This is a genomic window from Collinsella sp. AF02-46-1, assembly GCF_003465825.1.
Classification (GTDB): Bacteria; Actinomycetota; Coriobacteriia; order Coriobacteriales; family Coriobacteriaceae; genus Collinsella.
Map to the genome: position 1 here is coordinate 113868 of NZ_QSBV01000001.1, position 25438 is coordinate 139305.

Annotated in this window: 23 protein-coding genes; 4 read left to right on the forward strand and 19 right to left on the reverse strand. The window is 59.9% G+C overall.

Annotated features, from left to right (window positions below; translation table 11 throughout):
- Window positions 1-79: 79 nt before the first annotated feature.
- The 3 genes from DWV20_RS00525 to ileS form a co-directional block, all read right to left on the reverse strand.
- Window positions 80-1093 carry an RluA family pseudouridine synthase gene (locus DWV20_RS00525; protein WP_118225795.1) on the reverse strand — a complete coding sequence of 338 codons (1014 nt, stop codon included), beginning with the start codon at window positions 1091-1093 and terminating at the stop codon, window positions 80-82.
- Window positions 1093-1620, reverse strand: coding sequence for a signal peptidase II (gene lspA, locus DWV20_RS00530; protein ID WP_233539737.1), 528 nt, complete (start codon window positions 1618-1620; stop codon window positions 1093-1095). Before lspA ends, DWV20_RS00525 begins: the two co-directional genes overlap by 1 nt.
- Before the next feature lie 294 nt (window positions 1621-1914).
- Complete coding sequence (gene ileS, locus DWV20_RS00535) at window positions 1915-4692, reverse strand: isoleucine--tRNA ligase (protein WP_370448149.1); 2778 nt, start codon at window positions 4690-4692, stop codon at window positions 1915-1917.
- Between the two features lie 509 nt (window positions 4693-5201).
- Here ileS and DWV20_RS00540 point away from each other — a divergent pair.
- Together DWV20_RS00540 and DWV20_RS00550 are read left to right on the forward strand one after the other, a co-directional pair.
- Window positions 5202-6284, forward strand: a complete 1083-nt coding sequence (locus DWV20_RS00540) for an iron-containing alcohol dehydrogenase family protein (RefSeq protein ID WP_118256084.1) — start codon at window positions 5202-5204, stop codon at window positions 6282-6284.
- Between the two features lie 514 nt (window positions 6285-6798).
- Complete coding sequence (locus DWV20_RS00550) at window positions 6799-7401, forward strand: Type 1 glutamine amidotransferase-like domain-containing protein (RefSeq protein ID WP_118225798.1); 603 nt, start codon at window positions 6799-6801, stop codon at window positions 7399-7401.
- Window positions 7402-7516: 115 nt separating this feature from the next.
- Here the strand turns inward: DWV20_RS00550 and DWV20_RS00555 are convergent, their stop codons facing one another.
- From DWV20_RS00555 to ftsH, 3 genes are all read right to left on the reverse strand, one after another.
- A complete protein-coding gene (locus tag DWV20_RS00555; RefSeq protein WP_369831449.1) occupies window positions 7517-7744 on the reverse strand; it encodes an IS3 family transposase in 228 nt (75 codons plus the stop codon).
- Window positions 7745-7921: 177 nt separating this feature from the next.
- The gene (locus DWV20_RS00565) at window positions 7922-8413 is read right to left on the reverse strand and encodes a DUF523 domain-containing protein (RefSeq protein WP_118256086.1); all 492 of its coding nucleotides are present in this window, start codon (window positions 8411-8413) and stop codon (window positions 7922-7924) included.
- A 75-nt stretch (window positions 8414-8488) separates the two neighbouring features.
- Window positions 8489-10381, reverse strand: coding sequence for an ATP-dependent zinc metalloprotease FtsH (gene ftsH, locus DWV20_RS00570; RefSeq protein WP_199581718.1), 1893 nt, complete (start codon window positions 10379-10381; stop codon window positions 8489-8491).
- 92 nt (window positions 10382-10473) lie between these two features.
- On the opposite strand from ftsH, the gene DWV20_RS00575 reads away from it, so the two are divergent.
- Window positions 10474-10959 carry a cob(I)yrinic acid a,c-diamide adenosyltransferase gene (locus DWV20_RS00575; RefSeq protein ID WP_117758157.1) on the forward strand — a complete coding sequence of 162 codons (486 nt, stop codon included), beginning with the start codon at window positions 10474-10476 and terminating at the stop codon, window positions 10957-10959.
- An 85-nt stretch (window positions 10960-11044) separates the two neighbouring features.
- On the opposite strand, the gene DWV20_RS00580 is transcribed toward DWV20_RS00575, so the two are convergent.
- The 4 genes from DWV20_RS00580 to thyA all read right to left on the reverse strand — a co-directional run bounded on the left by DWV20_RS00580 (window position 11045) and on the right by thyA (window position 14920).
- The gene (locus tag DWV20_RS00580; RefSeq protein ID WP_117564142.1) at window positions 11045-12394 is read right to left on the reverse strand and encodes an MATE family efflux transporter; all 1350 of its coding nucleotides are present in this window, start codon (window positions 12392-12394) and stop codon (window positions 11045-11047) included.
- Between the two features lie 125 nt (window positions 12395-12519).
- Window positions 12520-13434 (reverse strand): RNA methyltransferase, encoded by a 915-nt coding sequence (locus DWV20_RS00585; protein ID WP_118256088.1) that lies wholly within the window; start codon window positions 13432-13434, stop codon window positions 12520-12522.
- A 109-nt stretch (window positions 13435-13543) separates the two neighbouring features.
- On the reverse strand, window positions 13544-14062 hold the full coding sequence (locus DWV20_RS00590; RefSeq protein WP_118256089.1) for a dihydrofolate reductase: 519 nt from the start codon (window positions 14060-14062) through the stop codon (window positions 13544-13546).
- A 9-nt stretch (window positions 14063-14071) separates the two neighbouring features.
- Window positions 14072-14920, reverse strand: a complete 849-nt coding sequence (gene thyA, locus DWV20_RS00595) for a thymidylate synthase (protein WP_118256090.1) — start codon at window positions 14918-14920, stop codon at window positions 14072-14074.
- A gap of 166 nt (window positions 14921-15086) precedes the next feature.
- Between thyA and DWV20_RS00600 the strand changes: the two genes are divergently transcribed.
- Entirely contained in the window at window positions 15087-15851 is a 765-nt protein-coding gene (locus DWV20_RS00600) for a NifB/NifX family molybdenum-iron cluster-binding protein (RefSeq protein WP_118256091.1), read from the forward strand.
- Between the two features lie 120 nt (window positions 15852-15971).
- Here the strand turns inward: DWV20_RS00600 and ffh are convergent, their stop codons facing one another.
- The 9 genes from ffh to DWV20_RS00645 form a co-directional block, all read right to left on the reverse strand.
- Entirely contained in the window at window positions 15972-17447 is a 1476-nt protein-coding gene (gene ffh, locus DWV20_RS00605; RefSeq protein WP_117816780.1) for a signal recognition particle protein, read from the reverse strand.
- Window positions 17448-17457: 10 nt separating this feature from the next.
- Window positions 17458-18375 carry a signal recognition particle-docking protein FtsY gene (gene ftsY, locus DWV20_RS00610; protein WP_117629291.1) on the reverse strand — a complete coding sequence of 306 codons (918 nt, stop codon included), beginning with the start codon at window positions 18373-18375 and terminating at the stop codon, window positions 17458-17460.
- Entirely contained in the window at window positions 18375-21911 is a 3537-nt protein-coding gene (smc, locus tag DWV20_RS00615; RefSeq protein ID WP_117854571.1) for a chromosome segregation protein SMC, read from the reverse strand. The genes ftsY and smc overlap by 1 nt, the downstream gene beginning before the upstream one ends.
- A gap of 10 nt (window positions 21912-21921) precedes the next feature.
- Complete coding sequence (gene rnc, locus DWV20_RS00620; RefSeq protein WP_117765703.1) at window positions 21922-22647, reverse strand: ribonuclease III; 726 nt, start codon at window positions 22645-22647, stop codon at window positions 21922-21924.
- 3 nt (window positions 22648-22650) lie between these two features.
- The gene (locus tag DWV20_RS00625) at window positions 22651-22893 is read right to left on the reverse strand and encodes an acyl carrier protein (RefSeq protein WP_055309519.1); all 243 of its coding nucleotides are present in this window, start codon (window positions 22891-22893) and stop codon (window positions 22651-22653) included.
- Between the two features lie 124 nt (window positions 22894-23017).
- A complete protein-coding gene (plsX, locus tag DWV20_RS00630) occupies window positions 23018-24037 on the reverse strand; it encodes a phosphate acyltransferase PlsX (RefSeq protein ID WP_117854569.1) in 1020 nt (339 codons plus the stop codon).
- A gap of 87 nt (window positions 24038-24124) precedes the next feature.
- Window positions 24125-24304 carry a 50S ribosomal protein L32 gene (gene rpmF / locus DWV20_RS00635; RefSeq protein WP_022094017.1) on the reverse strand — a complete coding sequence of 60 codons (180 nt, stop codon included), beginning with the start codon at window positions 24302-24304 and terminating at the stop codon, window positions 24125-24127.
- A gap of 64 nt (window positions 24305-24368) precedes the next feature.
- Window positions 24369-24923 (reverse strand): DUF177 domain-containing protein, encoded by a 555-nt coding sequence (locus DWV20_RS00640; protein WP_117786775.1) that lies wholly within the window; start codon window positions 24921-24923, stop codon window positions 24369-24371.
- Window positions 24923-25420, reverse strand: a complete 498-nt coding sequence (locus tag DWV20_RS00645) for an ATPase (RefSeq protein ID WP_040358176.1) — start codon at window positions 25418-25420, stop codon at window positions 24923-24925. The genes DWV20_RS00640 and DWV20_RS00645 overlap by 1 nt, the downstream gene beginning before the upstream one ends.
- Window positions 25421-25438 lie beyond the last annotated feature (18 nt).

Genomic DNA, 25438 nt, shown 5'->3' on the forward strand with positions numbered 1-25438 from the left:
GGCTCCCAGGAACGTGTTACGTAAACAACCGTATATCTTACCGCAGGCTTACCGAGTTCAAGAAACCACCTAATACTGGCTAGGCTTCGAGCAGACCGAGCTGCGGTACGATTTCGTCGCCGGCAGCAGTGCGACCAAGCGAACGCGGGGCTAAGTCGTCGAGGACGGCGGCGAGATCCCACGGCAGCTCGTCGCGGCACTCAATGCGCTCTCCCGTCACGGGATGATCGAACGCCACGCGCCAGGAATGGAGGAATTGCCTGGTCAGACCCTGATCGGCACGCGCATCGCACTTACCGTAGAGCGGATCGCCCACGCAGGCGTGGTTGATATGGCGCATGTGCACGCGAATCTGATGCGTGCGGCCCGTAAACAGGTGGCACTCGACGAGCGTATAACCGTCGTCAAAACGCGTGGAATCAAAGCGCTCGAGGACCTTAAAGGTCGTAATGGCCTGGCGCGCGAAAGGATCGTCCGAAACTGCCATCTTGACACGGTCACGCGTAGAACGGGCAATGCCGGTGTTAATGGTGCCCTCGTCCATAGCGATATGACCGTGAACGAGCGTAATGTAGCGGCGGTCGAGCGTGCGCGTACGGATAAGATTTTGGAGCGCGCGCTGGGTGTCGTCGTCCTTGGCAGCAAGCATGAGACCCGAGGTATCGCGATCCAAACGATGCACGATACCGGGGCGATCCTCGCCCTGCACAGTGCCCAGATGGTCGATACCGCAGTGATAGACCAGGGCATTCGCGAGCGTACCGCTCTCATGACCATGCGCAGGATGGCACACCAGGCCGCGCTGCTTGGAGAGCACAATGAGATATTCGTCCTCATAGCGAATGTCGAGCGGGATGGCTTCGGGAATCACATCGGTCGGGTCGTGCGGCTCGGGCAAATCGACCGAAATACGGTCACCGGCCCGCACGGCGTACTTTTTGGACAGGCAGGTCTCGCCATTGACACATACGGCACCGCCCTCAATCAGATGCGCGCAGGCAGAGCGCGTAGGACAGCCGTCATTGGCGCCCAGATAGGCGTCAAGGCGCTGACCAGCGGCATCGTCGGCAACAAGGATATGAATGTCAGCCATTAGCGCTCATTCCTTTCGCGAATCTTGCGGGCACGCTCCCCACGCTGCTTGGCTTTGCGCTTGGCGCGGGCCTCGTCACGGGCGTTAAGCTCGGCGGTCGCATCGACCTCACGGGCCGCGGGGCTCAAGAACATGTAGCCGAAGAGGGCGAGCACGACGCCCACGGTAATGCCGATATCGGCCACATTGAAGACGGGGAAGTCGATGAAGGTGGTGGCAATAAAATCGGTCACGAAGCCAAAGGCCAAACGATCGATAGCGTTGCCGATAGCACCGCCCGCAACCATCGCCATGCCCACAACCTCAAGATGGGCGAGCTGGGGTGCACGAACGAGGTACACGGCAATAGCGATAATGACCGCCAACGCCAGCACGGCAAACGCGACACCATGCCCCTCGCCCATGCTAAAGGCAGCACCGATATTACGGACAAACATAAAGTCGATAACACCGGGGATGACGGTCACATGCAAAGCGTCGCCCACGGCACGAACCGCAAGCTTGGTCAGCTGGTCAACAAGCAGCACAACCAGCGCCACCCCACCAGCAACACCCAACCGCCAACGCAAAGGCGGCGTCATATCCCCAGCACGACCCAAATCAATCCCCTAGCCTCAAGAACATCGAATTACGTTTAACGTAAGTAATCATCTTATAGTGACAAACGCCAAACGCGCAGCATATTCACCAACGCTAGCGAAATAATCAGCATAAAACAAAAGCGGCATTCCGAAAAACAGAATGCCGCTTTTATTCAGCGGAGCAAATGGGCCGAAGGCGCCCAAATTCTCCCTATAACTAAAATGCCGAGTTACCGTGCCTTAAAGGGCATTCGCACAACGCTTACAGATGTGAGCATGGCCGTTGTACTCGCCGACGGTGGTGCGGTAGTTCCAGCAACGGTCGCAGCACTCGCCCTCGGCAGCATCGATGGCAACAGAAAGCTCCTCGCCCTGGGTAAGCTCAACATCGGAGACGATGTAAAACTCGGCCAGGTCGACGGCCTTGTCGCCGGTCAGCAGCGCATACATTTCGGCGGGAACGACCGCCTTGACGCGGACCTGCTGGCTCTTGGTGAAGGTGCCAGCGGAGCGGGCATCCTCAAGGGCCTTGGTCACGACGCTACGGAGCTCGAGTGAAGCCTCGAGCACGCCCTCAAAATCGTTGGCCTCGTCGACCGTGATGGGCGACTTGTACCAATCGAGCAGCGCGGCGTACTTCTGGTGATCGACGCAGCCGGCGGGCGCATAGGCCATGGCCTCGTCGACCGTATAGGACAAGATCGGCTGCAGGTCGCGCATGAGCATCGAGAAGAGCTCGGCCAGCACGGTCTGGGCGCTGCGACGCTCGAGCGAACCGGGCTTCTCGCAGTACAGACGGTCCTTCAGGGCGTCGAGATACACGTTGGAGAGCTCGGTAACCACAAAGTCGTAAAGCGCACGGTAGGCGCGCGGGAACTCGTAGCTGGCGTAGGCATCGTCGACCTCGGCCTGGACCTGGGTCAGGCGGGCGACCATGAGCTTGTCGAGCGGCAGCAGGTCGGCAAAGGCGACGCCGTCGGTCTCGGGCTCAAACTGACCCTCGAGCTCGGAGAGCAGGAATCGCAGCGTGTTGCGGAAACGACGGTAGGCATCGGACGTACGAGCGAGAATCTCGTGGTCGATGGAGACGTCGGAGCTGGTATCGACGGAGGCGACCCACAGACGGATGATGTCGGCACCCATCTCGTCGCAGACCTTATTGGGGTCGATGACGTTGCCGAGCGACTTGGACATCTTGCGGCCCTGGCCGTCGAGGGTAAAGCCCTGCGAGACGACCGCCTTGTACGGAGCGTGGCCGTTGGCGCCCACCGAGGTGAGCAGTGAGCTCTGGAACCAACCGCGGTGCTGGTCAGAGCCCTCGAGGTAGACGTCCGCCGGGTACTCCAGCTCGGGACGGTACTCGCAGACGGCCTTCCAAGACACGCCGGAGTCCCACCACACGTCAAGGATGTCCTTATCAGCCTTGAGGTGATGGCCACCGCACTTGGGGCAGACGCAGGCCTCGCCCAGATAGCTCTCAGGAGCGTCGGTGAACCAGGCGTCGGAGCCCTTCTCGTGGAAGAGCTTGATGACGGCGTCGAGCGTGGCGTCGTTCATGACCTTCTCGCCACAGTCGGCGCAGGTGTAGCTGGGGATAGGCACACCCCAGTTGCGCTGACGGCTGATGCACCAGTCGGGACGCTGCTCGACCATGGCGCCAATGCGGTTGGCGGCGTGGGCCGGATACCACTTGACGTTCTCGCGGACCTCTTTGCCAGCCTGCTCGCGCAAGCCGGTCTTGTCCATCGAGACGAACCACTGGTCGGTAGCACGGAAGAGCACCGGGTGCTTGCAGCGCCAGCAGTGCGGATAGCTGTGCGTGATCTTCTTCTCGAGGACCAGGGTGCCACGCTCGCGCAGGAACTCGATGATGTGCGGGTTGGCCTCATCGGTGTCCATACCGCTGAAGGGGCCGCCGGTGCCAAACTCCTCGCCGGTGTAGAACTTGCCGTCGTCATCGACCGGCATGCAGATGTCGGTGATGCCCTCCTTGAGGCAGGCAAAGTAGTCGTCGACGCCGTGACCGGGCGAGTTGTGGACGATACCGGTACCGTCATCGACACCGACGTAATCGGCCAGCAGCGCCACGCCCTCGACACCGTCAAAGATCGGCTGCTTGTAGTGGATGTGGTGGAAGGTCTCGGCGGGAACCACATAGGGCTTGCCGTCGACCATGACCGGGGTGTACTCCCAGCCAAACTCCTCGCAGCACTTGGGAGCCAGGTCCTCGAGCATGACCTCGGCACGGCCATCGTGCTCAACGGCGACATAGGCGGCGCCGGGCTTAAGGGAAACGGCCTGGTCGGAGGGGATGGTCCACGGTGTGGTCGTCCAGATGATGAAGTCGACCGGGCCGTCGAAGTCCTCGAGGCCGGCGGGCTTGGTGGTCATCTCAAAGCGCACGAAAATGGACGGGCTCGTCTCGTCGGAGTACTCGATCTCTGCCTCGGCGAGTGCGGTGTGGCAATGCTTGCACCAGTGAACCGGCTTGTGGCCGCGATAGATCATGCCCTTATCGAACATGGCCTTAAAGACCTCGATGTCGGCGGCATCATGCTGGTGATAGAGCGTCAGATAGGGGTTGTCCCAGTCGCCGAGCACGCCCAGACGGCGGAAGCCGGCCTTCTGGAGCTCGATGTTCTCGACAGCGAACTTGTTGCAAAGCTCACGGATCTTGGCCGTGGAGGTCTGGTTGAACTTCTCGGTGCCGAGCTTCTCCTCGACCTTGTGCTCAATCGGCTGACCGTGGCAGTCCCAACCGGGGACATAGGGAACCTCATAGCCCTGCATCATCCAGTAACGGTTGATCATGTCCTTGGAGATCTTGTTCATGGCATGGCCGATGTGGATCGGGCCGTTGGCGTACGGAGGACCGTCGTGCAGCACGAACTTCTTGTGACCCTCGTTCTTCTTCAGAACCTGCTCGTAGACCTTGTTGTCCTGCCAGTCCTTGAGTCGCTTGGGCTCGGACTTGGAAAGACCGGCACGCATGGGAAATCCGGTTTTAGGCAGATTCATCGTCTGCTTGTACTCGTTTGCCACGGTACCCCTTTCTTGTCATGGGCGCACACGCCCTCTGGGCACCAAAAAAGCGCCCGTCCCTACAAGCTGGGACGAAGCGCCACAAACGGGCTGCACGCCCGCAAAAGCTCTTCGCTTAACCACCCAGCTTAGATGCCCTCGCCCGCGTATTCGCGCGCTCGCATCCGTTACTCGGCTGGTCTGTATCGACGACCATCTCGGCGATGTCTACTAAGACGAACCTGCGCGGCACGTCCGTTGGGACCGCAGCTCCGGGGTGATTTTCATCGGTCGCATGCACGGGTTCTCAGCGCTCCCCGCTCTCTGTAGCATGCGGACGGCCGACTACTCGTCCCCATCAACGCTTATGCGCTGTATGGTAACACGGTCAACGCCGGCGAAAAACCCTCAACATCGGTTTCATACTTTAGAAACTTCTCGCGATCGCAAGCACTCACTTGGAGCAAAATACCTGAAAGCACTTTATCTAACGAAAGAAGGCTGCTATGCGCACGATTGGAATGAGCGACTACACCGTCGGCGAGGACTGCTTTGACGAGCTGCCCGGCGCACTGGACGAGTACGGAGCGACCAAGGTCGCGATTATCGGTGGTAAACGAGCACTGGCAGCGGCGCTTCCCGGTATCGAAGCGGCGCTGGAGGGCACCGACGTCGAGATTCTGGAGACGCGCGTCTACGGCACCAACAGTACGCGCGCCAATATCGCCAAGGTTGTTAACTCCCCCGCCTGCCGAGAGGCCGATGTGCTCATCGCATGCGGCGGCGGCAAAGCGCTCGACACCGTGAAGACCGCAGCCATCGAGCTCAAGAAGATCGTCTTTACGGTACCGACGATCTGCTCCAACTGCTCGGCCGCGACCGCCATTGCCGTTGTCTACAACGACGACGGCTCGCTCGAGGGCTATTCGTACCCCAACCGCCCCGCGCACATCTTCATCAACCCCAAGATCATCGCCGAGGCTCCGGCGGAGTACTTCTGGGCGGGCGTGGGCGATGCCCTGTCCAAGCAGCCCGAGGTCGAGTACGCCACGAGCGCCGGCAACCTGGAGCACACCGCAGGTCTTGGCCTGGCGCTCGCACACACCTGCTCCGAGCCGCTGTTTACCTATGGCGTGCAGGGTCTTGAGGACGTTCGCCAGAACCTGTCGACCGAAGCCGTCAAGCAGATCGCGCTCGATATCGTGGTCAACACGGGCTACGTCTCCAACCTGACCAACCAAAACGATTACTACTACAACTCGAGCGTGGCGCACGCGTTCTACAACGCTTCCTGCAGCATTCCGCGCGAGGGCTCCTACCTGCACGGCGAGGTCGTAAGCCTGGGTGTGCTGGTACTGTTCGCCTATACGGACGATACCGAGAACCTTGAGCGCTACGCCGCCTTTAACAATCAGATGGGCCTGCCCGTGACGCTTGAGCAGGTCGGGCTTTCCGAGGCTGATATCCCTGCCCTGTGCGAGTACGCGCACGCCACCAACGAATGGAAGCAAGGCAACCCGGAGCCCTTCACCGACGAGAAATTCGCCGCCGCCATCAAGGCCGCCAACGCTTACGGCCACACGCTCTAGGACTGACCCAAAACCACCACAAAGGGGACGGGCACCTTTCTGGTGGTTTTTTATTGCTCCAGCATTCAGTTCGTACTCGAACCCGATTCTTTACGAGAAAGGGTTCGGGTACGTTTTTTGTTTATCGGAAATTCTGCGGAAGGACTACTCGGAACGGTAAACAGAAACGAACAGAGGCAGGGTATCATCGTGGTGATGGTATCCTGCCTTTTGTTTTGCGGGATCAAGGTCGCTTTATGCGAACTTGATCGCCACTTATATGGGGCATTGATGGCAATTGCTTCGTACGTGCATACCGAGAGCCTGTACACCTCTGGCAAGGCGTAAAACACTAGACTTTGTTCCAAAGTCCGTGTGCTAAGGGGGCAGGCCCCTTAGAATTCCTGTGGAGTGTGTACGCACGTACGCTGGAAAACGGCAAAATTTCGCTATATCAGGGCGTTCTATCATTGGAGAGTATGGTATACACGGCTTAGTTCAACAAATAAGAATTTATATATAAAGGAGAATATTGATGAAACTGTTTTTATGTTCTCACTTTTCAAGTGTAGGAAGTCTGATAAAGGAAGAAATTGAAAATAAAAAAGTCGCATTTATTCCAACAGCTTCGCTGCGTGAAGGCTACACCGGTTATGTCGGCTCGGCTCGAAAATTATTCAAAAAGTTGGGAGCAATCGTAACTGAAATTGATATTTCAACGGAGGCTTATTCAACGATACAGTCTCTTTTTGAAGATGCGGATGTGATCTATTTTACCGGCGGAAATTCTTTTTTCCTTATAGACCAGCTCCGTAAAACGGGAACGGATGAGCTGTTGAAGAAAGAATTGGCAAAGGGAAAACTGATGATTGGTGAATCGGCAGGTGCGATTGTATGCGCTCCAAGCATCCAATATATCGAGCAAATGGATGAAATGCCGGAGGACTACTCACAAGAAGATGATGCAGGGCTTAATTTGATTGATTTCTATGTTCTTCCGCATTATCTCACAGCACCATTTAAGAAAGTTACCGAGAAAATAATGGCTGAGTTTTCGGATTTGAATCTATGCCCAATTAACAACCGTCAGGGAATTGTAATTGATGGTGAAGGTTCAAAGGTAATTTGCAAAGACTAATTTGAAAATTCCAGTTTGCTGTACTCGTTCCTAGCAGGGTTTGGGGCGGGCACGCCCCAACAAGAAGCTGTCCTAAAGGGGCAAGAATGGGGACTGCGGATGATTTCTTGGACCGTTACGCGGCCCTTCCCAGCGCGGAGCGGAACTCAGCCGGCGTGCGGCCACCGAGCGCATCGCTGCGCCTCTCCGTATTATATCGACCGATCCAGCCCCCGAGCTCCTCGATGAAGCGGGCGGGGGTCCAGTCCGACCAGTCCCTGCCGTGCCAGAACTCCTTCTTGAGCAGGCCGAAGAAGCCCTCCATCGCCGCGTTGTCCGGGCTGCAGCCCTTTGCGGACTGGATTGGCTACACTGATGTGGACAGTTCCGGGAGGGGCGCAAGAGACGGGAAGGCCGCGTGCGCGTTCCTGCGCGAGGGCCGCGGGGAGGGGCTGCCTGGGTACGGCGCCTGTCAACTCGGTCTACGTCTTTGATGACCGGGTCGTACTCAATATCAACTTCACGGATGATGCCAAAACGGTCACCCGTGAGGAAGTGTTGGGTTCGAGTGCTGTGGACAATGTTCCAGCATGCTGGGATCGAACTCGCTAGCCGGAATCACACGGTACCCGTGACGCAGCAGCAGATCGACAAAAACACCATTGCCCGCGGTGAGCGTACCGCTAAAGGTGCCATCGTAGACGTGACCCGTACCGCACGAGGGGCTGCGGTCCTGCAAAATGCACGCAACGATCTCGGACGGGCCGCCCGCCTGCTCGCACATATCGAGCGCGCGCTGAGCACCCTGGCGAAACTCGCGATCGACCGAGATGCCCTCGCAGGTACAAACCTCGCCATCCACAATCTCGGACGGCTTGCGCGGTGTGGGCAAGCCGCCAAAAACCTCGGGGCACACCAACAGGACCTCGGTCCCTGTGCGTTCGCAGGCCTCGACCAACGCGCGATGGTAATTGTCGAGCCCGTTATATTTGCAGCTCTCTCCCATCAAGCAGGCACTCACCACGATCTTCATACATATCCCTCCCAAACAAAACGCCCCATTTGAGATAGAAACTCAAATGGGGCGTTCGACGTTGTGCAACCAGCCTTACTGCTGCTTTGGCATCAGCGGATTCTCGCGCGTGAGGAGATTCATGAACTCCTCGCCCGTGATCGTCTCCTTCTTGTACAGATAACGAGCCAGCTCATGGAGCTTAAACTTGTTCTCCTTGAGGATCTGCAGGGCGCGGTCATGTGCGTCCTCGATCAGCTTGGCGACGATCGCGTCGACGCGCTCGGCCGTACCGGGGGCACAGGTGAGCGACGTGTCCTGGTTGAGGTAGGCATTCTGAACGGTACCGAGCGCCATCATGCCAAACTCTTCCGACATACCAAAGCGCGTCACCATGTTGCGGGCGAGCTTGGTGGCCTGCTCGATATCATTGGCCGCGCCAGTCGTCATCTCACCAAAGATGAGCTCCTCGGCAGCACGTCCGCCGCAGTAGACAGCGAGCTTGTCGAGCACCTCCTGGCGCGTGGTCAAGAAGCGCTCGTCCTCCTCGACCTGCATGGTGTAGCCCAGAGCACCGCTCGTACGCGGCACGATGGTGATCTTCGTAACCGGCGCAGAACCCTTCTGGCGGGCGGCAACGATGGCATGGCCGATCTCGTGATAGGACACGACCTGTTTCTCGTGATCGGACAGCACCGTGGACTTACGCTGCTGGCCGGCGATGACGACCTCCACCGACTCCTCAAAGTCATCCTGCGTGGCGCGCTTGCGACCCTCGCGGACGGCGCGCAGGGCGCCCTCGTTGATGATGTTGGCCAGGTCGGCACCCGAGGCGCCAGGCGTGGCGCGGGCGATCGCGGTCAGGTCGATCGGCGGCTGCGTCTTCACGCTCTTGGCGTGCAGTTCAAGGATATTCTTGCGACCGGTCAGGTCGGGCAGCTCAACGGGGATGCGGCGGTCGAAGCGGCCGGGGCGCAGCAGGGCCGGATCAAGGCTGTCGGGACGGTTGGTCGCAGCGAGGACGACGATACCCTTGTGGTTATCGAATCCATCCATCTCGGTCAGCAGCTGATTGAGCGTCTGCTCGCGCTCGTCGTTGCCACTAAAGCCGCCGCCATCGCGCTTCTTGCCGATGGTATCGATCTCGTCGATAAAGACGATGCACGGGGCCTTTTCCTTGGCCTGCTTAAACAGGTCGCGAACCTTAGCGGCGCCGCGGCCGACAAACATCTCAACAAACTCAGAACCAGAAATACTAAAGAACGGCACGCCCGCCTCGCCGGCCACAGCCTTGGCGAGCAGGGTTTTACCGGTACCCGGAGGGCCGACAAGGAGAGCGCCGCGTGGCAGTTTGGCGCCGATCTCCTCGTAGCGCTGCGGCTTCTCCAGAAAGTCGACGACCTCCTTGAGGGACTCCTTAGCCTCTTCCTGGCCGGCGACATCCTTAAAGGTCACGCCCACGTCCTTGGAGGCGATCACGCGCGCGCCGGACTTGCCCAGTCCGCCGCCGCCAAAACCACCGCCGCCAAAGTTCATCGACGGACCGTCATCACCCATGGCCTTCTTCATGCGTCGGTTGAGCCACCAGCCAATCAGGAAGAAAATCGCCATGGGAAGAATGAGGGTGAGCAGGTAGTAGGTCATCAAACCCGAGTTCTTGTCGGGAACGACCGATTCCAGGGACGCACCGGATTCAAGCACGCGATCGGTAAAACCCGCATCATTCGGCACACCGGTCGTCTTGTAGGCGATGTTCTCGTCCTCGCCCTTCTTGGTGTAATAAATCGTGTAATCGTCCGTGTTGTACTCGACCTTGTTGACGCTCTTCTTATCGAGCGCTTTGACAAACGTCGAGTAATCGGTCTTCGTAATCTGCTGCGTGTGACCGATGTTGGGGAACAGAACGGTCGAGAGCACGAGGTAGACGACGAAGGCGATGAGCACGTAGAGGATCATATTCCGTCTACGTTTGTTGTCATCCATCTCCATCTGCTTGAACTCCATCTACTGGGGTTGATAATGGTTTCTAGAATACCCAACCCGAGCGACGATAAACCGACGCCGGGCACGAAAGGACAGAGATGGCATCACTGGAAGTCGGCAAGGTTCAAATCTATACGGGCGACGGCAAGGGCAAGACGACGGCTGCGCTGGGGCTCGCGCTGCGCGCCACGGGCTATGGACTTAACGTACTCATGCTTCAGTTTGCCAAGAAGCTGCACTGCGCCGAACATGACGCAGCGCCTCGATTGGGGCTACGCATCGTACAAGCCGACCGCGACACGCCCGAGGCTTGCGCCGCGCAGATCATGGAGCTCGCACGCGAGCAGATATCACAGGTCGACGTTCTGATTTTGGACGAACTCGGCGAGGCCATGCGCCGAGGCTTTGTGACGCGCGATGATGTCGAGGCGCTCATTGCGACAAAGCCCGCCACCACAGAGCTCGTACTCACCGGCCGCGATCTTCTCCCGCTCGCCGATCTAGCGGACCTGGTCACCGAAATGCGCCCCGTAAAACACTACTTCGACGAAGGCCTCCTAGCCCGCCAAGGCATCGAATACTAAATGATCCGAAGGGGACGGAGGAAAACGGATCATTTTGCCTTATCGCCAGGTCAATGATCCGTTTTCCTCCGTCCCCTACGGATCATTAGGCGGTGGCGCGGCCGAGCCAGTTGCCGCTGTGGTGGTAGATGGTAAACATCGTGGCCGTGATGAGCCAGGTTACGGGGTAAACCAGCAGCAGATGCTCAAGCGACGGATCGAACGGCATAATCGCAAACACCCAGATCACCCTGAGCACGACGGTGCCAAAAATCGTGAGCATCATAGGCTGGAAGCTCACGCCAGCGCCGCGGATGGAGCCGGACGCGTTTTCGATAATCGAGAAGATCGCGTAGAACGGCGCGATGAAATGAAGAATCGTCGTGGTGTAGGCCGAAATCGAAGCATCGTCGACAAACAGACGCGACAACGGACCCGAGAACACCAGTAGCACGGCAGACAGGCCACCAATGAGCATAAACGACAGCACAAGCGACGTATGGTAGCCCTTGCGCATGCGCTCGTAGTTGCGCGCGCCAAAGTTCTGTGCCGAGAACGTGGTGATCGAAACGCCAAGCGCCTCGGTAACCATCCAGACAATGCCATCCAAACGGCCCGAAAGACCCCACGCCGTGGTGACATCGGCACCAAACGAGTTGACCGACACCTGAATCAAAACGTTGGAAATCGAATACGCAGCAGACTGAAAGCCAAGCGGCAGACCACACGAGATCATGCTCTTACAAATGCCAGGATCAATGCAGAGTTTGGACAGTGAAAGCCGCCACGCACCCGGAGCGTGCATCATACGAATCACGATCATCGTGGCGTTGGAGCAAATGGTCAGCGCCACCGCGATGCCGCAGCCCAGAGCCTCCATATGAAGCACGGCAACGAAGATGACATCCAGCACCGCATTAACAAGGCAGCCGGAAGCAATGATCACAGCAGGACCGCGTGTGTCGCCCACGGCGCGCAGCAGCGCCGTTCCCATATTGAGCAGCAGCGCCGCAACCATGGCGGCAAAATAGCAACGAGCATAGGCCACGCCCTCGGCCAATAGTTCATGCGGCGTGTTCATAAGTACCAGCATGGGCTCAACGAACACTATGCCAAGAATCGAGAAAACGATACCGCCCACCAGCGCGAGCGTCATGGCCGTATGGACCGAACGACTCAATCGCTCATCATCGTGCTGACCAAAATACTGACCGGTAATGACCGCGCAGCCAGCGCCAACGCCAACGCAAAAGCCGATGCAGAGCTCGGTGAGCACCATCGTGGCCTGAATGCCACCCAGCGCGAGCTTGCCGCCAAACTGACCGACGATATAGGTACCGATAAGCGTGTAAGCCTGCTGAAAAAACGAGCTAAAGAAGATAGGGACGCACAGCGAAAGCAGTTGCTGCCAAATGACACCCTGCGTCACATCGATAGCCGTAGATTTCTTAGCCACACGCCCTCCCCAACAGCGTACATCAAACAACAAAACGGCAATTTAAGACCAAAGCCAATACCAGCTTAGCACCGACCGGTATCGGCCGAAACGCCCCGAACCAGAGCCCAGTGCGAAATAATTGCCTAGTGATACAGCCCCGGCTGGTAGTGGTACTCGTTGCTCACATGCGGGCACAGCTGCCAAAAGGCGACAGCACTTGCCGCGGCCACGTTAAGCGAATCGACCCCGTGCGCCATCGGAATACGCACGGCGCGGTCGCAGCCGGCAATGGTCTTGGTGCCCAAGCCGGCACCCTCGGTACCCATAAAGATCGCTAGGCGGTCAATCTCCTGCAGCACGGGATCGTCCAGCGACACCGAATCATCCGTCAACGCCATGGCGGCACACGAAAAGCCGGCATCGTGCAGCGCCGCCAGTCCATCATGCGGCCATACGCGCGCCTCGCTGCCAATGCGCGTCCAGGGCACCTGGAACACCGTGCCCATGCTCACGCGGGCCGAGCGACGGTACAGCGGGTCACAGCAAGTGGGGCTCACCAAAATGCCATCGACGTTCAGCGCAGCCGCCGAGCGGAAAATCGCGCCGGCATTGGTGTGGTCGACAATGCCCTCGAGCACGCACACGCGCACCGGGCGCTCACCCGCCGCCTCGACGACGCCACTCAAGAACTCGGCTACCGGAATCTGGCGTGGACGACGGAATGCCGCGAGCGCACCGCGCGTCACGTTAAAACCCGTCAGCTGCTCCATGAGCTCCATGGAGGCAACGAACACAGGAACCGGACCCGCGCCCTCGCGCACAACCAGGCGCTCAAACAGCGGCATCATCTGATCGAGCCAGCGTTCGCCCAAAAGAAAGCTCACCGGCTCGTATCCGGCGCGAACCGCACGCTCGATGACCTTGGCGCTCTCGGCGATAAAAATGCCCTTCTGCGGCTCCAGCACGCAGCGAAGCTCACGCTCGGTCAGTCGCACGTAGGCATCGAGCCGCTCGTCCTCGAGCGAATCGATTCGCAGCACCTCAACGGCATCAGTCATAGCAGCCAGCCCGCACCCTTCTTTACAGCACATCTATACCAAACGAGGCGACGCTAAGCGCCGCCCCATGCATTCAATCAACCCGATGATACCGTTCACGCCAGGCGATTTATGCCTCAACGCGACGATACGTCACGAACTCATAATCGAGACCCTCGTCACCCTCGCCCGAGGCAATCGTGGCAACCCCGCCACGCCGCGCAATCTCCCACGCGGGATCGGCGTCCAAGTCGGGAAAGTACGTGTCCACGGGATGGACGCAGTGGTCATGCGTGACCTCGGCCTCCACGCAGCACGGCAAAAACTGACGATACACCTCGCCACCGCCGATCACCCACGCAACGGGCTCATCGGCAACCACGGCGAGCGCTTCGTCGACGCTATGCACCACGTCGACGCCCTCGGCGGCAAAGCTCTCGTCACGCGTGAGCACGATATTGCGGCGGTTCTTGAGCGGACGCCCACCGGGAAAACTCAGCAGGGTCTTGCGTCCCATAATAACCGGGCACCCTTTGGTGCACGCCACAAAATGGCGCATGTCGGCGCGATTGGACACCACCATGTCGCCCTCGCACCCAATGCCCCAGTCATCGCACACGGCGACAATGGCAGAAAGCTTACACGTCATGCGCGCCACCTACACCGCAATGGGGATGTTCTTGACCTGCGGGCCGTGCTCATAACCCTCGACGATCAGGTCGTCGGTCGTAAACGCATAGAAGTCATGCACATCGGGGTTAAGCGTTACCTTGGGCGCGGCAAACTGCGGACGCTCGATAAGCTCGCGGACGATATCGACATGACGGTCGTAAATGTGGGCATCGGCAATCACATGTAGCAGCTCGCCGGGAATCATATCGACCGATTGCGCGACCATCATCAGCAAGATGGCGTACTGGCACACATTCCAGTTGTTCGCGGCCAAAATGTCCTGGCTGCGCTGGTTGAGAATCATGTTGAGCGTCAGTTTGTCATCCTGCGGGCGCTGCGTCACGTTATACGTCACGCTGTAGGCGCACGGATACAGGTGCATCTCGGACAAATCGCTAAACACATAGGTATTCGTCATAATGCGGCGGCTGTACGGCGTGTTCTTAAGGTCGTACAGAACGCGGTCCATCTGGTCGAAATCGCCCTCGGCATAATGGCTCTTTTGCCCAATCTGATACCCGTAGGCCTTACCGATGGAGCCGGTCTCGTCAGCCCACTCATCCCAAATATGGCTGTTGAGGTCATGCACGTTATTGGACTTCTTTTGATAGATCCATAGGATCTCATCCATGGCAGATTTGAGGGCCGTACGACGCAGGGTAAGCGCCGGAAACTCCTCACGCAGGTCATAGCGTGCCGTAACGCCAAAGTTTTTAATGGTATAGGCAGGGGTGCCGTCCTCCCACACCGGACGGACCTTTTGGCCCTCGGTGGTGGTGCCATGGTCCAGAATATCGCGGCACATGGTTACAAACTGTTGATCAGCCTTGCTCATTGACCCTCCTGTCAGTCGCCTACAAGCGAGATTCATTGTAGCCCAGGCGCACGCGGCCCCACAGCCCAAACATAAGCCCTTGTTTTCTGACATATGCCAGAAATCTCTTGCGTAAATCTGCACGTTCGTTATTCTATTGTTGACATATGTCAGATAAGGAGCACGTATGGCAGGAAGACGCGAGAAATTGCGCCGTGTTGGGATCATCCCCGAATATCGCGGCTTTACCCCCGACGGCCTTGCCAGTGGAGACGCCATCGACATGACGGTCGACGAACTCGAGGTGCTGCGCCTGTGCGACCTGGAAGGCCTTAACCAAGAGGCAGTCGCACAGCAGATGGGCATCGCGCGCGCCACGGTGGCGGCTATTTGCAGCCAAGCGCATCGCAAGGTGGCAAACGCGTTGGTCAATGGTCGGGCGCTCATCATCGAAGGCGGCAATATCGCGTACTCCCCCATCACCACGACAACGGCCGCATGGCCAGCAAAGGGGGTCGGCACCATGAGGGTGGCAACCACGTACGACAATGGCAACATCTTTATGCACTTTGGCCGCAGCGAGCAGTTCAAGATCTACGACGTTCAGGACGGCAAGGTGCTCAACGAGCAGGTCGTGGGCACCGGCGGCACCGGCCACGGCGCACTTGCGGGCCTGCTCGCCAACGGCGGCGTGGACACGCTCATCTGCGGCGGCATCGGCGGAGGCGCTATCAACGCGCTTGCCCAAGCCGGCATCACGGTATACGCAGGTGCCCAGGGCAGCTGCGACGCTTGCGTCGAGGCCCTTATCGCCGGCACGCTCGCACAGAACGGCGAGGCCACGTGCGGCTGCCACAGCCACGACCACGAGCACACCCATGAGCATGGCGGGTCCTGCGGCTGCCACGGCCACCACGACCACGAAGGCCATGAGGGCTGCGGCTGCCACTAACGGCACGGCACCGCGAGCTCGGGACGCGAAGCCGAACGCAACCCAACAATCAAAGCCAACAACAAAGGCCACCCGGTAGCTTCCGAGTGGCCTTTGCCATATCAAGCTGGAATTACAGCTCTATTTCTTATTACGCATCTGCGCTTCCATCTGGCGCAGCAGCTCCATATCGGACTTGGGACCGCCCGTACCTAGGCCGCCCATGCCGCCCAGACCCATAGCGTCCAGGCCAGGGATATTGGGCATGCGCATCTTCTTGCCCTTCTTTCCCTTTTTGCCCTTTTTGCCGCCGGCCTGCGCCTGATTGGCCATCGTGCGCATGCGGCCCATCATCTTATTCATCTCGCCCCACTGCTTCATAAGGCTGTTGACCTCGGTGGGGGTTACGCCGGCACCCTTGGCAATGCGGGCGCGGCGCTGGCCGTTGATGATGGAGGGACGCAGGCGCTCCTCCTTGGTCATCGACATGATGATGGCCTCGTTCTTATCGAAGATGCCCTCGTCCAGGTTGCCGCCCATCTGGTTGAGTGCACGCTGACCACCGGGGAGCATGCCCAGGATACCCTTCATACCGCCCATCTTTTTGACGGCTTTCATCTGGTCGAGCATGTCGTTCATGGTAAAGCCCTCGCGCAGCATGCGCTCGGCAGCCTCGAGCTGCTCTGCATCGGCGGCCTCCTGGGCCTTCTCGATGATGCCGACGACATCGCCCATGCCCAAGATGCGCTTGGCCATGCGATCGGGATAGAAGGGCTCAAGCGAATCGGGTTTCTCGCCCATGCTCACGAACTTGATGGGCTTGCCGGTCACCTGACGTACCGAAAGTGCGCCACCGCCACGGGCGTCACCGTCGAGCTTGGAGATGATCACGCCGTCAAAGTCGGTGCGATCGGCAAAGGTCGAGACGACGTTGACGATGTCCTGGCCGGTCATGGCGTCGACGACCATCAGCACCTGGTCGGGCTTGACGGCCTTCTTGATGTCAACGGCCTCCTGCATCATCTGCTCGTCGATCTGAAGACGACCGGCGGTATCGACGATGACCACGTCACGCAGGTGGTCGACGGCCTCCTGGATGGCACCCTTGGCAATGTCGACCGGGTGCGCACCGTCGCCGCGGAAGACCGGTACGCCAATCTCGCCACCGAGCGTGGCCAGCTGGTCGGCAGCGGCGGGACGGTAGACGTCGCACGCTGCGAGCAACGGCGAGCGGCCCTGCTTCTTGAGCAGGTAGGCAAGCTTTACGGCTGCCGTGGTCTTACCGGAGCCCTGCAGGCCCACGAGCATAATGACATTGGGAATGCGGTTGCTAAAGACGAGCTTGCTCTCGGTTGAGCCGAGCATCTCGGTGAGCTCGTCGAGCACGATCTTGACGACGTTTTGCGCCGGCGACAACGACTCCATGACCTCGGCGGTCATGCAGCGCTCCTTGGTCTTGGCGACGAACTCCTTGACAACCTTAAAGTTGACGTCGGCCTCGAGCAACGCCATGCGAATGTCGCGCATGGCCGAGGTGATGTCGGCCTCGGTCAGCTTACCCTTGCCACGCAGGCGGTCAAATGTGTCATTGAGGCGATCGCTCAGAGAATCAAACACTAGTCACTCCTTAGTTGGACTCGCCCACCAGGGCGCGGCAGAAATCTTTGGCGTTAAACTCCTGCAGGTCATCGACCTGCTCGCCCACGCCGATGCGCAGGATCGGGAGCTTGAGCTTCTCGGCCACGGCCATGGCGATACCGCCCTTAGCCGTGCCGTCCAGCTTAGTCATGATAATACCGTCCAGGCCCAGCGCCTCGTTAAACTCGAGCGCCTGGTTCAGACCGTTCTGGCCGGTGGCGGCATCGATCACAAGCACGACCGAGACCGGCATGGGACCGGCGGCCATATTGGCGGCGCGCTTACGCGTCACGTTGACCACCTTGGCGAGCTCGCGCATGAGCTCGGGGCTCGTATGCAGACGACCGGCGGTGTCGATAAGCACCAGGTCGCTGCCGCGCCTGTCGGCCTCGTCGAGCACGTCGTAACAAACGCTCGCCGGGTCGGAGCCGCGGTCGCGCTTGATGACGGGAACACCGGCGCGCTGGCCCCACACATCGAGCTGCTCGATGGCGGCGGCGCGGAAGGTATCGGCCGAACCGATCACGACATTCTTGCCGCGGGAAGCCATGGCGCTCGCAATCTTGCCGACCGTCGTGGTCTTGCCGGCACCGTTGATGCCCACAAACAGCACGCAGCTCGGCGTATCGGAGAACGGATCGCGCTCGATGGGCACAAAGTGCTGCTCAAGCTGCTCGGCCAGAGCGCGACGAAGCTGCGGTGCGGTCTTGAGGTTCTTCTTGGCTGCGGCATCGCGCAGGTCATCGGAGACCTGAATAGCGACCTCGGCACCCATGTCACCCATAACGAGGGTGTCCTCAAGGTCCTCCCAAAAGTCCTCGTCGACCTCGCCGCCAAAGTAGAAGACCTCGTTGAGGGCCTCGCGGCTGCGCTCAAGTCCGCGCGAGAGAGCGTCAAAGAATCCCATTATGCATTCACGACCTTTCCGGTTTCGCGATCGAGTTTTTGCGAGACGACGCGACTGACGCCGTCGGCTTGCATCGAGACACCGTAGAGAACGTCAGCATCCTCCATAGTACGGCGCTGATGCGAGATTACCAAGAGCTGCGTATCGGAACGCAGCACATCGAGGGCGCCGATGAGCTTGGACAGGTTGGCGTCGTCGAGCGCGGCCTCGACCTCGTCCAGCACATAGAACGGCACCGTGCGCGTGCGATACACGGCAAAGAGCAGGGCGAGCGCCGTCAGGCTCTTCTCGCCACCCGACATGAGCATCATCTTGGTGATGCGCTTGCCGCGCGGCTGCGCCACGACCTCGATACCCGTCTCGGCCGGATGCTCGGGATCGGTCATCTCCAGATGAGCCTGGCCACCCGGGAACAGCATAGCGAAGATCTCGCGGAAGTTCGCGTCGACCTTCTCAAACGTCACCAGAAACGCCTTGCGCATCTTGCGATCAATGGCCACCGTGATCTTGGTGAGCGCCTTACGCGCGCTCTCCAGATCGGCCAGCTGCTCCTCGATGTAGTCAGCGCGGCGCTTGAGCTGCTCGTACTCCTCCATGGCAACTTGGTTCACGGGACCAAGGTTGTTGATCTGGCGCACAAGCTGGTTGAGCTCGCGCTCGGCGGCGTCGCGGTCCGTGGGCGCAGGAAGCATAAGCGCTTCCTCGAGTACCGTGTTGCCATCGGCGGTAATGGCCTTAATGGCGGCCTCTACCTGCACCTCGAGCTTGCCACGCGCGACCTTAAATTCGTTTTGCGTGGCGGTGGCGGTATCGACCTTCTCCTTAGCGCGGGCAACCTCTGCCTTGGCATCCTCGATGGTCTTCTTGAGCGAAGCGGAGTCCGCCTCCTCCAGAGAGGCCTGGTCACGCAGACGCGCTGCCCAATCCGACGCGCGCTCCAGCAGGGCCGAATAGCGCTCGTGCATGGGATCGACGCGAAGGCGCAGCAGCTCGAGCGAGCGCGAGGCCTGACGAGTCCCGCGGATACGACGATCGATACCCTCCAGACGATGCTCAAGATCGGGCACGCGGCCCCTCAGCGAACGAAGGCGCTCGCTCGTCTGAGCAAGGCGCACCTTAGCGTCGGCGAGCTTGCCGGCGGCCTCGGAATCGTCACGGCGAACGCGGTCGAGTTCGTCGTTGGCTTCGGCAATCTGAAGGCCAAGATCGCTTGCCTGCGCTCGGGCCTCGTCACGCGAGCGGGTGAGCTCGTCCACGCGCGGACGCGCAGCGCGAACGGCCTCGGCGGCCTGCTCGCGGCGCTTGGAGATGCGCACGCGCTCGACCTCGGCGTTGTTGGCGCTTTGCTCCAGGCGGCCAATCTCGGAGAGCAGCGAGCGGCGCTCGCCCTCAAGACGGGCGATCTCGCCGGCGGCATCGCCCTCAGCGGCACGCGCCTCTTCGACGGCCGCATTGGCCTCGACGACCTGATCCGACACATGATCAAACACAGCAGCCAGATCGGGTTCCAGACCCTCCAGCTCGCGAATGCGACGCTTGCGCTCCAAAGCACCCGAAGCCTCGCCGGCGTCGAGCCCCACACGCACCAGGCCGCCGCAGGCGACGCGGGCGCCATCGGGGGTCACGTAAGTCACGCCGTCAACGACCGGCGCCGACAGCGCAGCCGCCAAGTCGTCGACAACGTAATAGCCGCCGAGCAGCGCCTCGACAACCGGGCCATAGCCGGCGCGTACGGACAGGCGATCGACCAGGCGGGAACCGGCAGCGCCCTTAGCGGCAGCAGAGGCGCTCACACCGCGCGCGACCAGCAGCGCCTCGCCCGAGGCCTTCTTCTGGTCCAGAGCGGCACGACCGGCACGCTCAAGCGCGGACGCATCGTCGAACAGCAGCGCATCGATATCACCGGCGAGCAATTGCTCAACCAGGCCCTCAAGCTCACGCGGGGCCTCGAGCACGTCGCCCAGACGACCCGAGACATCGTCGCCCAGCGCACCCATCAGACGGCTCACCAGCGGCGAGCTGTCAGCCATGCGGGCATCGAGCTTCTTTTGGCTGGCAAGCTCCGAGCGCACCTCGGACAGTTTGTTGCGCGCCTCGCTCTCGCGGGCACGCAGGTCCTTAAGGGCTGCACGGGCGACCTCGGTAGCCTCGCGAGCATCAAACTGAGCTTGACGGGCCTGATCAAGTGCACTGTCGAGCTCCTCGGCGCGGTCGCGACGGCTCTCGAGTGAGGCCGTGACTTCCTCGAGCTGCTCGTCGATCTGCTCCAGGCGTGAGGCGTACATGTTGTCCTCGACCTCGGCGTTGCTCAGCGAGTCCTTCACCTTGGCGAGTTCGAGCGCCGCGTTATCGGCCACACGCTGCACATCGCGTTGCTCACGCGTAAGCTGCGAAATCTGATTGTCGAGCGCAACGCGACGCTCGTGGAGCTCGGCGGCGGCAGGTCCGGCGGCGTCAACGTCCTCCTGGGCCTGCATGTGCGCGCCGGTCACTTCCTCAAGCTGCGCACGTGCATCCTCGAGCTCCTCTACCACGCGACGACGCTGATGCTCGGAGCTCGAAATCTGCCCGCGCATGTCGGACAGGCGCGACACCATGTTGTGGCCCTTTTCCTCGAGCAGACGCATATCGGAGTTAATGCGACCGACCACATCTTGCATATGGCGGCGCTGCTCGCCCAGATCGCCCACAAACAGGCCCTTTTCCTCGAGCATGACCTGGAGCTTCTCGAGCTCGCGCTCCTTTTCGCCCATGCGGTACTGCGCAAGCTCCAGCTCGGCGGCGCCTTCCTTGGAGCGGCTCTCCAGGTCGTTCCACTGCGACTGCAGCGAACGCAGCTCGTCGACGGCTAGCATCTGCGTAAGCTCGTTCGCGCGCGAGGACAGCTCTTTGTACTTGCGCGCACGATCGACCTGACGCTCCAGCGGTCGCAGCTGACGGGCAATTTCCTTATTGATGTCGCGGGCACGCGTCAGGTGCTCGTCCATCGACTTAATCTTTTTGAGCGCACGCTCCTTGCGGCGCTTGTGCTTGGAGATGCCGGCGGCCTCCTCGATGAGGGCGCGGCGCTCCTCGGGGCGGCTCTGCAAAATGGCGTCGAGCTTGCCCTGGCTGATGATGGAATGCGTATCCTTGCCCAAGCCCGAATCGTGCAGGATGTCCTGAATGTCCATCAGGCGGCACGGACTCGAGTTGATGAGGTACTCGCTTTCGCCCGAGCGATACATACGACGGGTGATGGCGACCTCGTCAAAGTCGACGGGCAGCATATGGTCCGAGTTATCGAGCACCAGCGTGACCTCGGCGACACCCACCGGCTTGCGCGCTGACGAGCCCGAGAAGATGACATCCTCCATGGCCTGGCCGCGCAGCTGCTTGGCGCTCTGCTCGCCCAGGACCCACAGAATCGAGTCAGAGATGTTCGATTTTCCCGAGCCGTTGGGGCCGACGATGACGGTCAGGCCCGGCTCAAACGTCATATGGGCGCGGTCGGCAAACGACTTGAACCCTTTGAGCGTGAGGGACTTGAGATACACGGTTCCTCGCTTAAACAGGCTTCTTGTTGAGAATCACGCCGTTGGTGGTGTAGCCCATGCGGTCAAGTGCCTCGAGTGCAGCGGCTCCCTCGGCTTCCTTCTTTGAGGAGCCGGAGCCGCGACCCTGGCGAATACCGTCGATGAGCACCACAGCGGTAAAGGTGGGCGCATGCGCGGGGCCCTCGGAGCCGACCAGCTTATACGCGGGAGGCTCATGGCCGTCTGCCTGCACGCACTCCTGCAAGAACGACTTGGGGTTCGCAGGGTGCTCGGCACGCTCGGAGGCCAGGTGCGGTTTGAGCGTACGATGGATAAAGTCCGCCGCAACATCCCAGCCGGCATCCAGGTACAGCGCACCCACGAGCGACTCGTAGACGTTCTCGAGCGCCGAGTGCAGGCCGCGCGCGCCGGTACCGGTCTCGGAGGCACCAAATATGATGATGTCGTCGATGCCCAGCTCATGCGACACCTCGGATAGCGTAGCGCCCGAGACAAGCGACACCTTCAGGCGCGTGAGCTTGCCCTCGTCAAACTCCGGATAGGACTCAAAGAGCGAACGGGCAACGACGGCGCCCAAAATGGAATCGCCCAAGAACTCAAGGCGCTCATAGCTGGCAGAAACCGGCTGGCCCTCGACTGCCGAGGGATGCGTAAGCGCCGCGCGCAGAAGCACCTTATTATTGAACTCGTGGCCCAGGATTTCCTGGGCACGCGTAAGTCGTTCAGACAAAGCCAAGACCTAGGCCTCCCTGGCGTTTTCGATCGCGTCGACGGCGTCGGCGACAGAGTTGAGCGAGAGCAGAGTCTCGTCATCGATCTCGAGGTTGAACTCGTCCTCGATAGCCGTAACCAGCTGCAGGCGCTCGAGCGAGTTGGCATCGAGATCGTCAAAGGTGGTCTCATCGCTAATTTCGGCAACATCGACGCCCAGAACGTCAGCAGCGACCTCGGCGATCTTGTCGAAGATTTCGGAGCGGTCCATAGCGCTTCCTCTCATAGTGCATGAATACCAAAAGAATGGTACCGCCCGGGCGGTACCAAGACACGGTTCTGATTCTACCCCACGAAGCAGGCCGCGAGGCACATAACAGCACTCTAACTCGCTCTTACAAAACGATGCCGTCCATGGAGTTGGCGACGTTCTCGACCAGCCCCGCGCGCACGGCTTCGGCCGCCGCGAGCGTACCGTTTTTAACAGCATCGACCGAGGTGGCGCCATGGCCGATTAGGACCACGCCACGCAGGCCCAAAAGAATCGCGCCGCCCTTGGCATCACCAGAGAGCTTAGCCTTAATCCCGCGCATCTGCTTTTTGATGAGCAGCGCGGCGATCTTGGTGCCGAGCGAGGCCATAAAGGCGCCCTTGAGCTCCTGCAGCAAAAACTTGGCAGCGCCCTCGGTGGCCTTGAGCGCAATATTGCCCGACATGCCGTCGGCGACCACGACGTCAAAATTGCCCGACGTAAGATCGGTGCCTTCGCAGTTACCCACAAAGCCGGGAACGGCGGCTTTCATGGCCGGGAAGCAGGCCTTGGTAAAGTTGGAGCCCTTCTCGTCCTCGGTGCCATTGGCGAGCAGACCTACGCGAGGATGCTCAACGCCCAAGACGACGCGGGCATAGGCGCTGCCCATCTGCGCAAAGCGCACCATATCGTCCACCTCAACATCGGGGTTGGCGCCCATATCGCACAGCACCGTCAGACCGCCGGCGCGATTGGGTAGCGCATTGGTCAGACAGGGACGTACCGGCTGCTTCTTGCCTTCGGCCATATATCTAAACGGCGTCACATAGGCGGTGGCGGCAGCAGTCATGGCACCGGTCGAGCCGGCAGAGAAGAACGCGTCCGCATTTCCCTTCTTGATGGCGCGGCACGACAACACGATCGACGATTTACGCTTGGTCATCACGGCGCGAATGGGATCGTCATCCATGGCGATAACGTCGGGTGCCTCAAGGGCCTCAACACGTGCATGGGAAGCAGCAAAGGGATTAACGATTTCAGCGGGGCCAGCTGCCAAGACCTCGATATCGGAATCGGCGGCAAGTGCTGCCTCGATACCATCGAGAACAACCTGAGGTTTCTCGTCTCCGCCCACAACGTCTACACAAACGCGAACGTTACTCATATACATACTCCTTATACAAAAATGGCCGACTCATTGAGCCGGCCATTGTGGTTCCATTTGGAACGGCATCGCATCCAGAGTATACCGTTACTCGGTAACGATAACCTCGCGGTCCTTGTAGAAACCGCAGCTGGGGCACACGTGGTGCGGAAGCTTGACAGCGCCGCAACGGGGGCACGTGGACTGAGCCGCAGCCGAGATCTTCATGTTGGCGGAACGACGGGTGTGAGTGCGGATACGACCCTGCTTTTGTTTAGGTACGGGCATAGTGACCTTCCTTATGAACTATCCAGTGTGGCGATTACGCGCAAGTAGCGATACTACCACAGTTTTACTCATCGAGCTTGAGATTCTTCAATGCTGCAAATGGATTTTCCGTGGCAGCGGCCCATTCTGCCTCTGCCTGGGCGGCGCAATCGCATTGCTCGACGTTGAGATTGCAACCGCAAGTGGGGCACAGGCCGCGGCAATCGGGCTTGCACAGAACGACAAACGGCGTGTCCATGACGACCGCGTCGTTGATGGGCTCACCCAGATCGACGATGCGGTCCTCACCCAGGAGCTCGTAGCCGACCTCGTAGGTCTCGGGATCCTCGGGCTCCTCGAAGAGGTAGAACTCCTCGATCTCGCCGGCGATATCAAACGAGGCAGGCTCCAGGCAACGGTCGCACTCGCCGGTGGCGTGCGCGCGGACCATGCCCGTGAGCAAGACACCGGTGCCGGCATTGGTAAAGACAACGTCGTAGTCGATGCCGTCCTGTAGCTGGTACTCCTTCTCGCCCACCGTGTAGGTGGCAACATCAACCTTGCCGGTCAGCGGATACGAATCACCAGGAAACTCGAGCTGCTCAGAAAGATCGACGGTAACGCTCGGGAACTCAGCCATTACCACTGACCATTCTGTTGGGCGGCACCCTCGTTGAGCTGCTGACGGCAACGGGTAACGGTGCCGGTCAGGCTCTTGAGGTTCTCCTCCAGGTGCGTAAAGACCTGCTCTGCGTAGTCCTCGGCAGCATAACGCGTCTCGCGCTCGTACTGCTGGGCACGATCGCGGATGTCGTCGGCCTGCTGCTGTGCCAGACGGACGATCTCCTGCTCACCGGCAATGGTGAGGGCCTGCTGCTGAGCGTCGGCGATGATGGAATCGGCCTGAGCGGCGGCGGATGCCATAAGCTCCTCGCGCTCCTTAAGGATACGGCGGGACTTCTGCCACTCCTCGGGATAGCTCATGCGGATCTCGTCGAGGATGTTGAAGAACACGTCGGCGTCGATGACCTTGAACTGAGCGTTCTTGCCGAAAGGCGGCTTGGCTTCCTCGATCAGCCCTTCGAGCTCATCGACCAAGCTGACGATCCTATCGCCAGGAAAATTCTCGCCCGGCATCCGGTCTCCTTTCATAGG

Bases quoted from the DNA above. Each gene is read 5' to 3' on its own strand.
- DWV20_RS00525 (WP_118225795.1), bottom strand. From the start codon at position 1,093: ATGGCTGACATTCATATCCTTGTTGCCGACGATGCCGCTGGTCAGCGC.
- ileS (WP_370448149.1), bottom strand. From the start codon at position 4,692: ATGAATCTGCCTAAAACCGGATTTCCCATGCGTGCCGGTCTTTCCAAG.
- DWV20_RS00540 (WP_118256084.1), top strand. From the start codon at position 5,202: ATGCGCACGATTGGAATGAGCGACTACACCGTCGGCGAGGACTGCTTT.
- DWV20_RS00550 (WP_118225798.1), top strand. From the start codon at position 6,799: ATGAAACTGTTTTTATGTTCTCACTTTTCAAGTGTAGGAAGTCTGATA.
- DWV20_RS00565 (WP_118256086.1), bottom strand. From the start codon at position 8,413: ATGAAGATCGTGGTGAGTGCCTGCTTGATGGGAGAGAGCTGCAAATAT.
- ftsH (WP_199581718.1), bottom strand. From the start codon at position 10,381: ATGGAGATGGATGACAACAAACGTAGACGGAATATGATCCTCTACGTG.
- DWV20_RS00575 (WP_117758157.1), top strand. From the start codon at position 10,474: ATGGCATCACTGGAAGTCGGCAAGGTTCAAATCTATACGGGCGACGGC.
- DWV20_RS00585 (WP_118256088.1), bottom strand. From the start codon at position 13,434: ATGACTGATGCCGTTGAGGTGCTGCGAATCGATTCGCTCGAGGACGAG.
- DWV20_RS00590 (WP_118256089.1), bottom strand. From the start codon at position 14,062: ATGACGTGTAAGCTTTCTGCCATTGTCGCCGTGTGCGATGACTGGGGC.
- thyA (WP_118256090.1), bottom strand. From the start codon at position 14,920: ATGAGCAAGGCTGATCAACAGTTTGTAACCATGTGCCGCGATATTCTG.
- DWV20_RS00600 (WP_118256091.1), top strand. From the start codon at position 15,087: ATGGCAGGAAGACGCGAGAAATTGCGCCGTGTTGGGATCATCCCCGAA.
- ftsY (WP_117629291.1), bottom strand. From the start codon at position 18,375: ATGGGATTCTTTGACGCTCTCTCGCGCGGACTTGAGCGCAGCCGCGAG.
- DWV20_RS00625 (WP_055309519.1), bottom strand. From the start codon at position 22,893: ATGGACCGCTCCGAAATCTTCGACAAGATCGCCGAGGTCGCTGCTGAC.
- plsX (WP_117854569.1), bottom strand. From the start codon at position 24,037: ATGAGTAACGTTCGCGTTTGTGTAGACGTTGTGGGCGGAGACGAGAAA.
- rpmF (WP_022094017.1), bottom strand. From the start codon at position 24,304: ATGCCCGTACCTAAACAAAAGCAGGGTCGTATCCGCACTCACACCCGT.
- DWV20_RS00640 (WP_117786775.1), bottom strand. From the start codon at position 24,923: ATGGCTGAGTTCCCGAGCGTTACCGTCGATCTTTCTGAGCAGCTCGAG.
- DWV20_RS00645 (WP_040358176.1), bottom strand. From the start codon at position 25,420: ATGCCGGGCGAGAATTTTCCTGGCGATAGGATCGTCAGCTTGGTCGAT.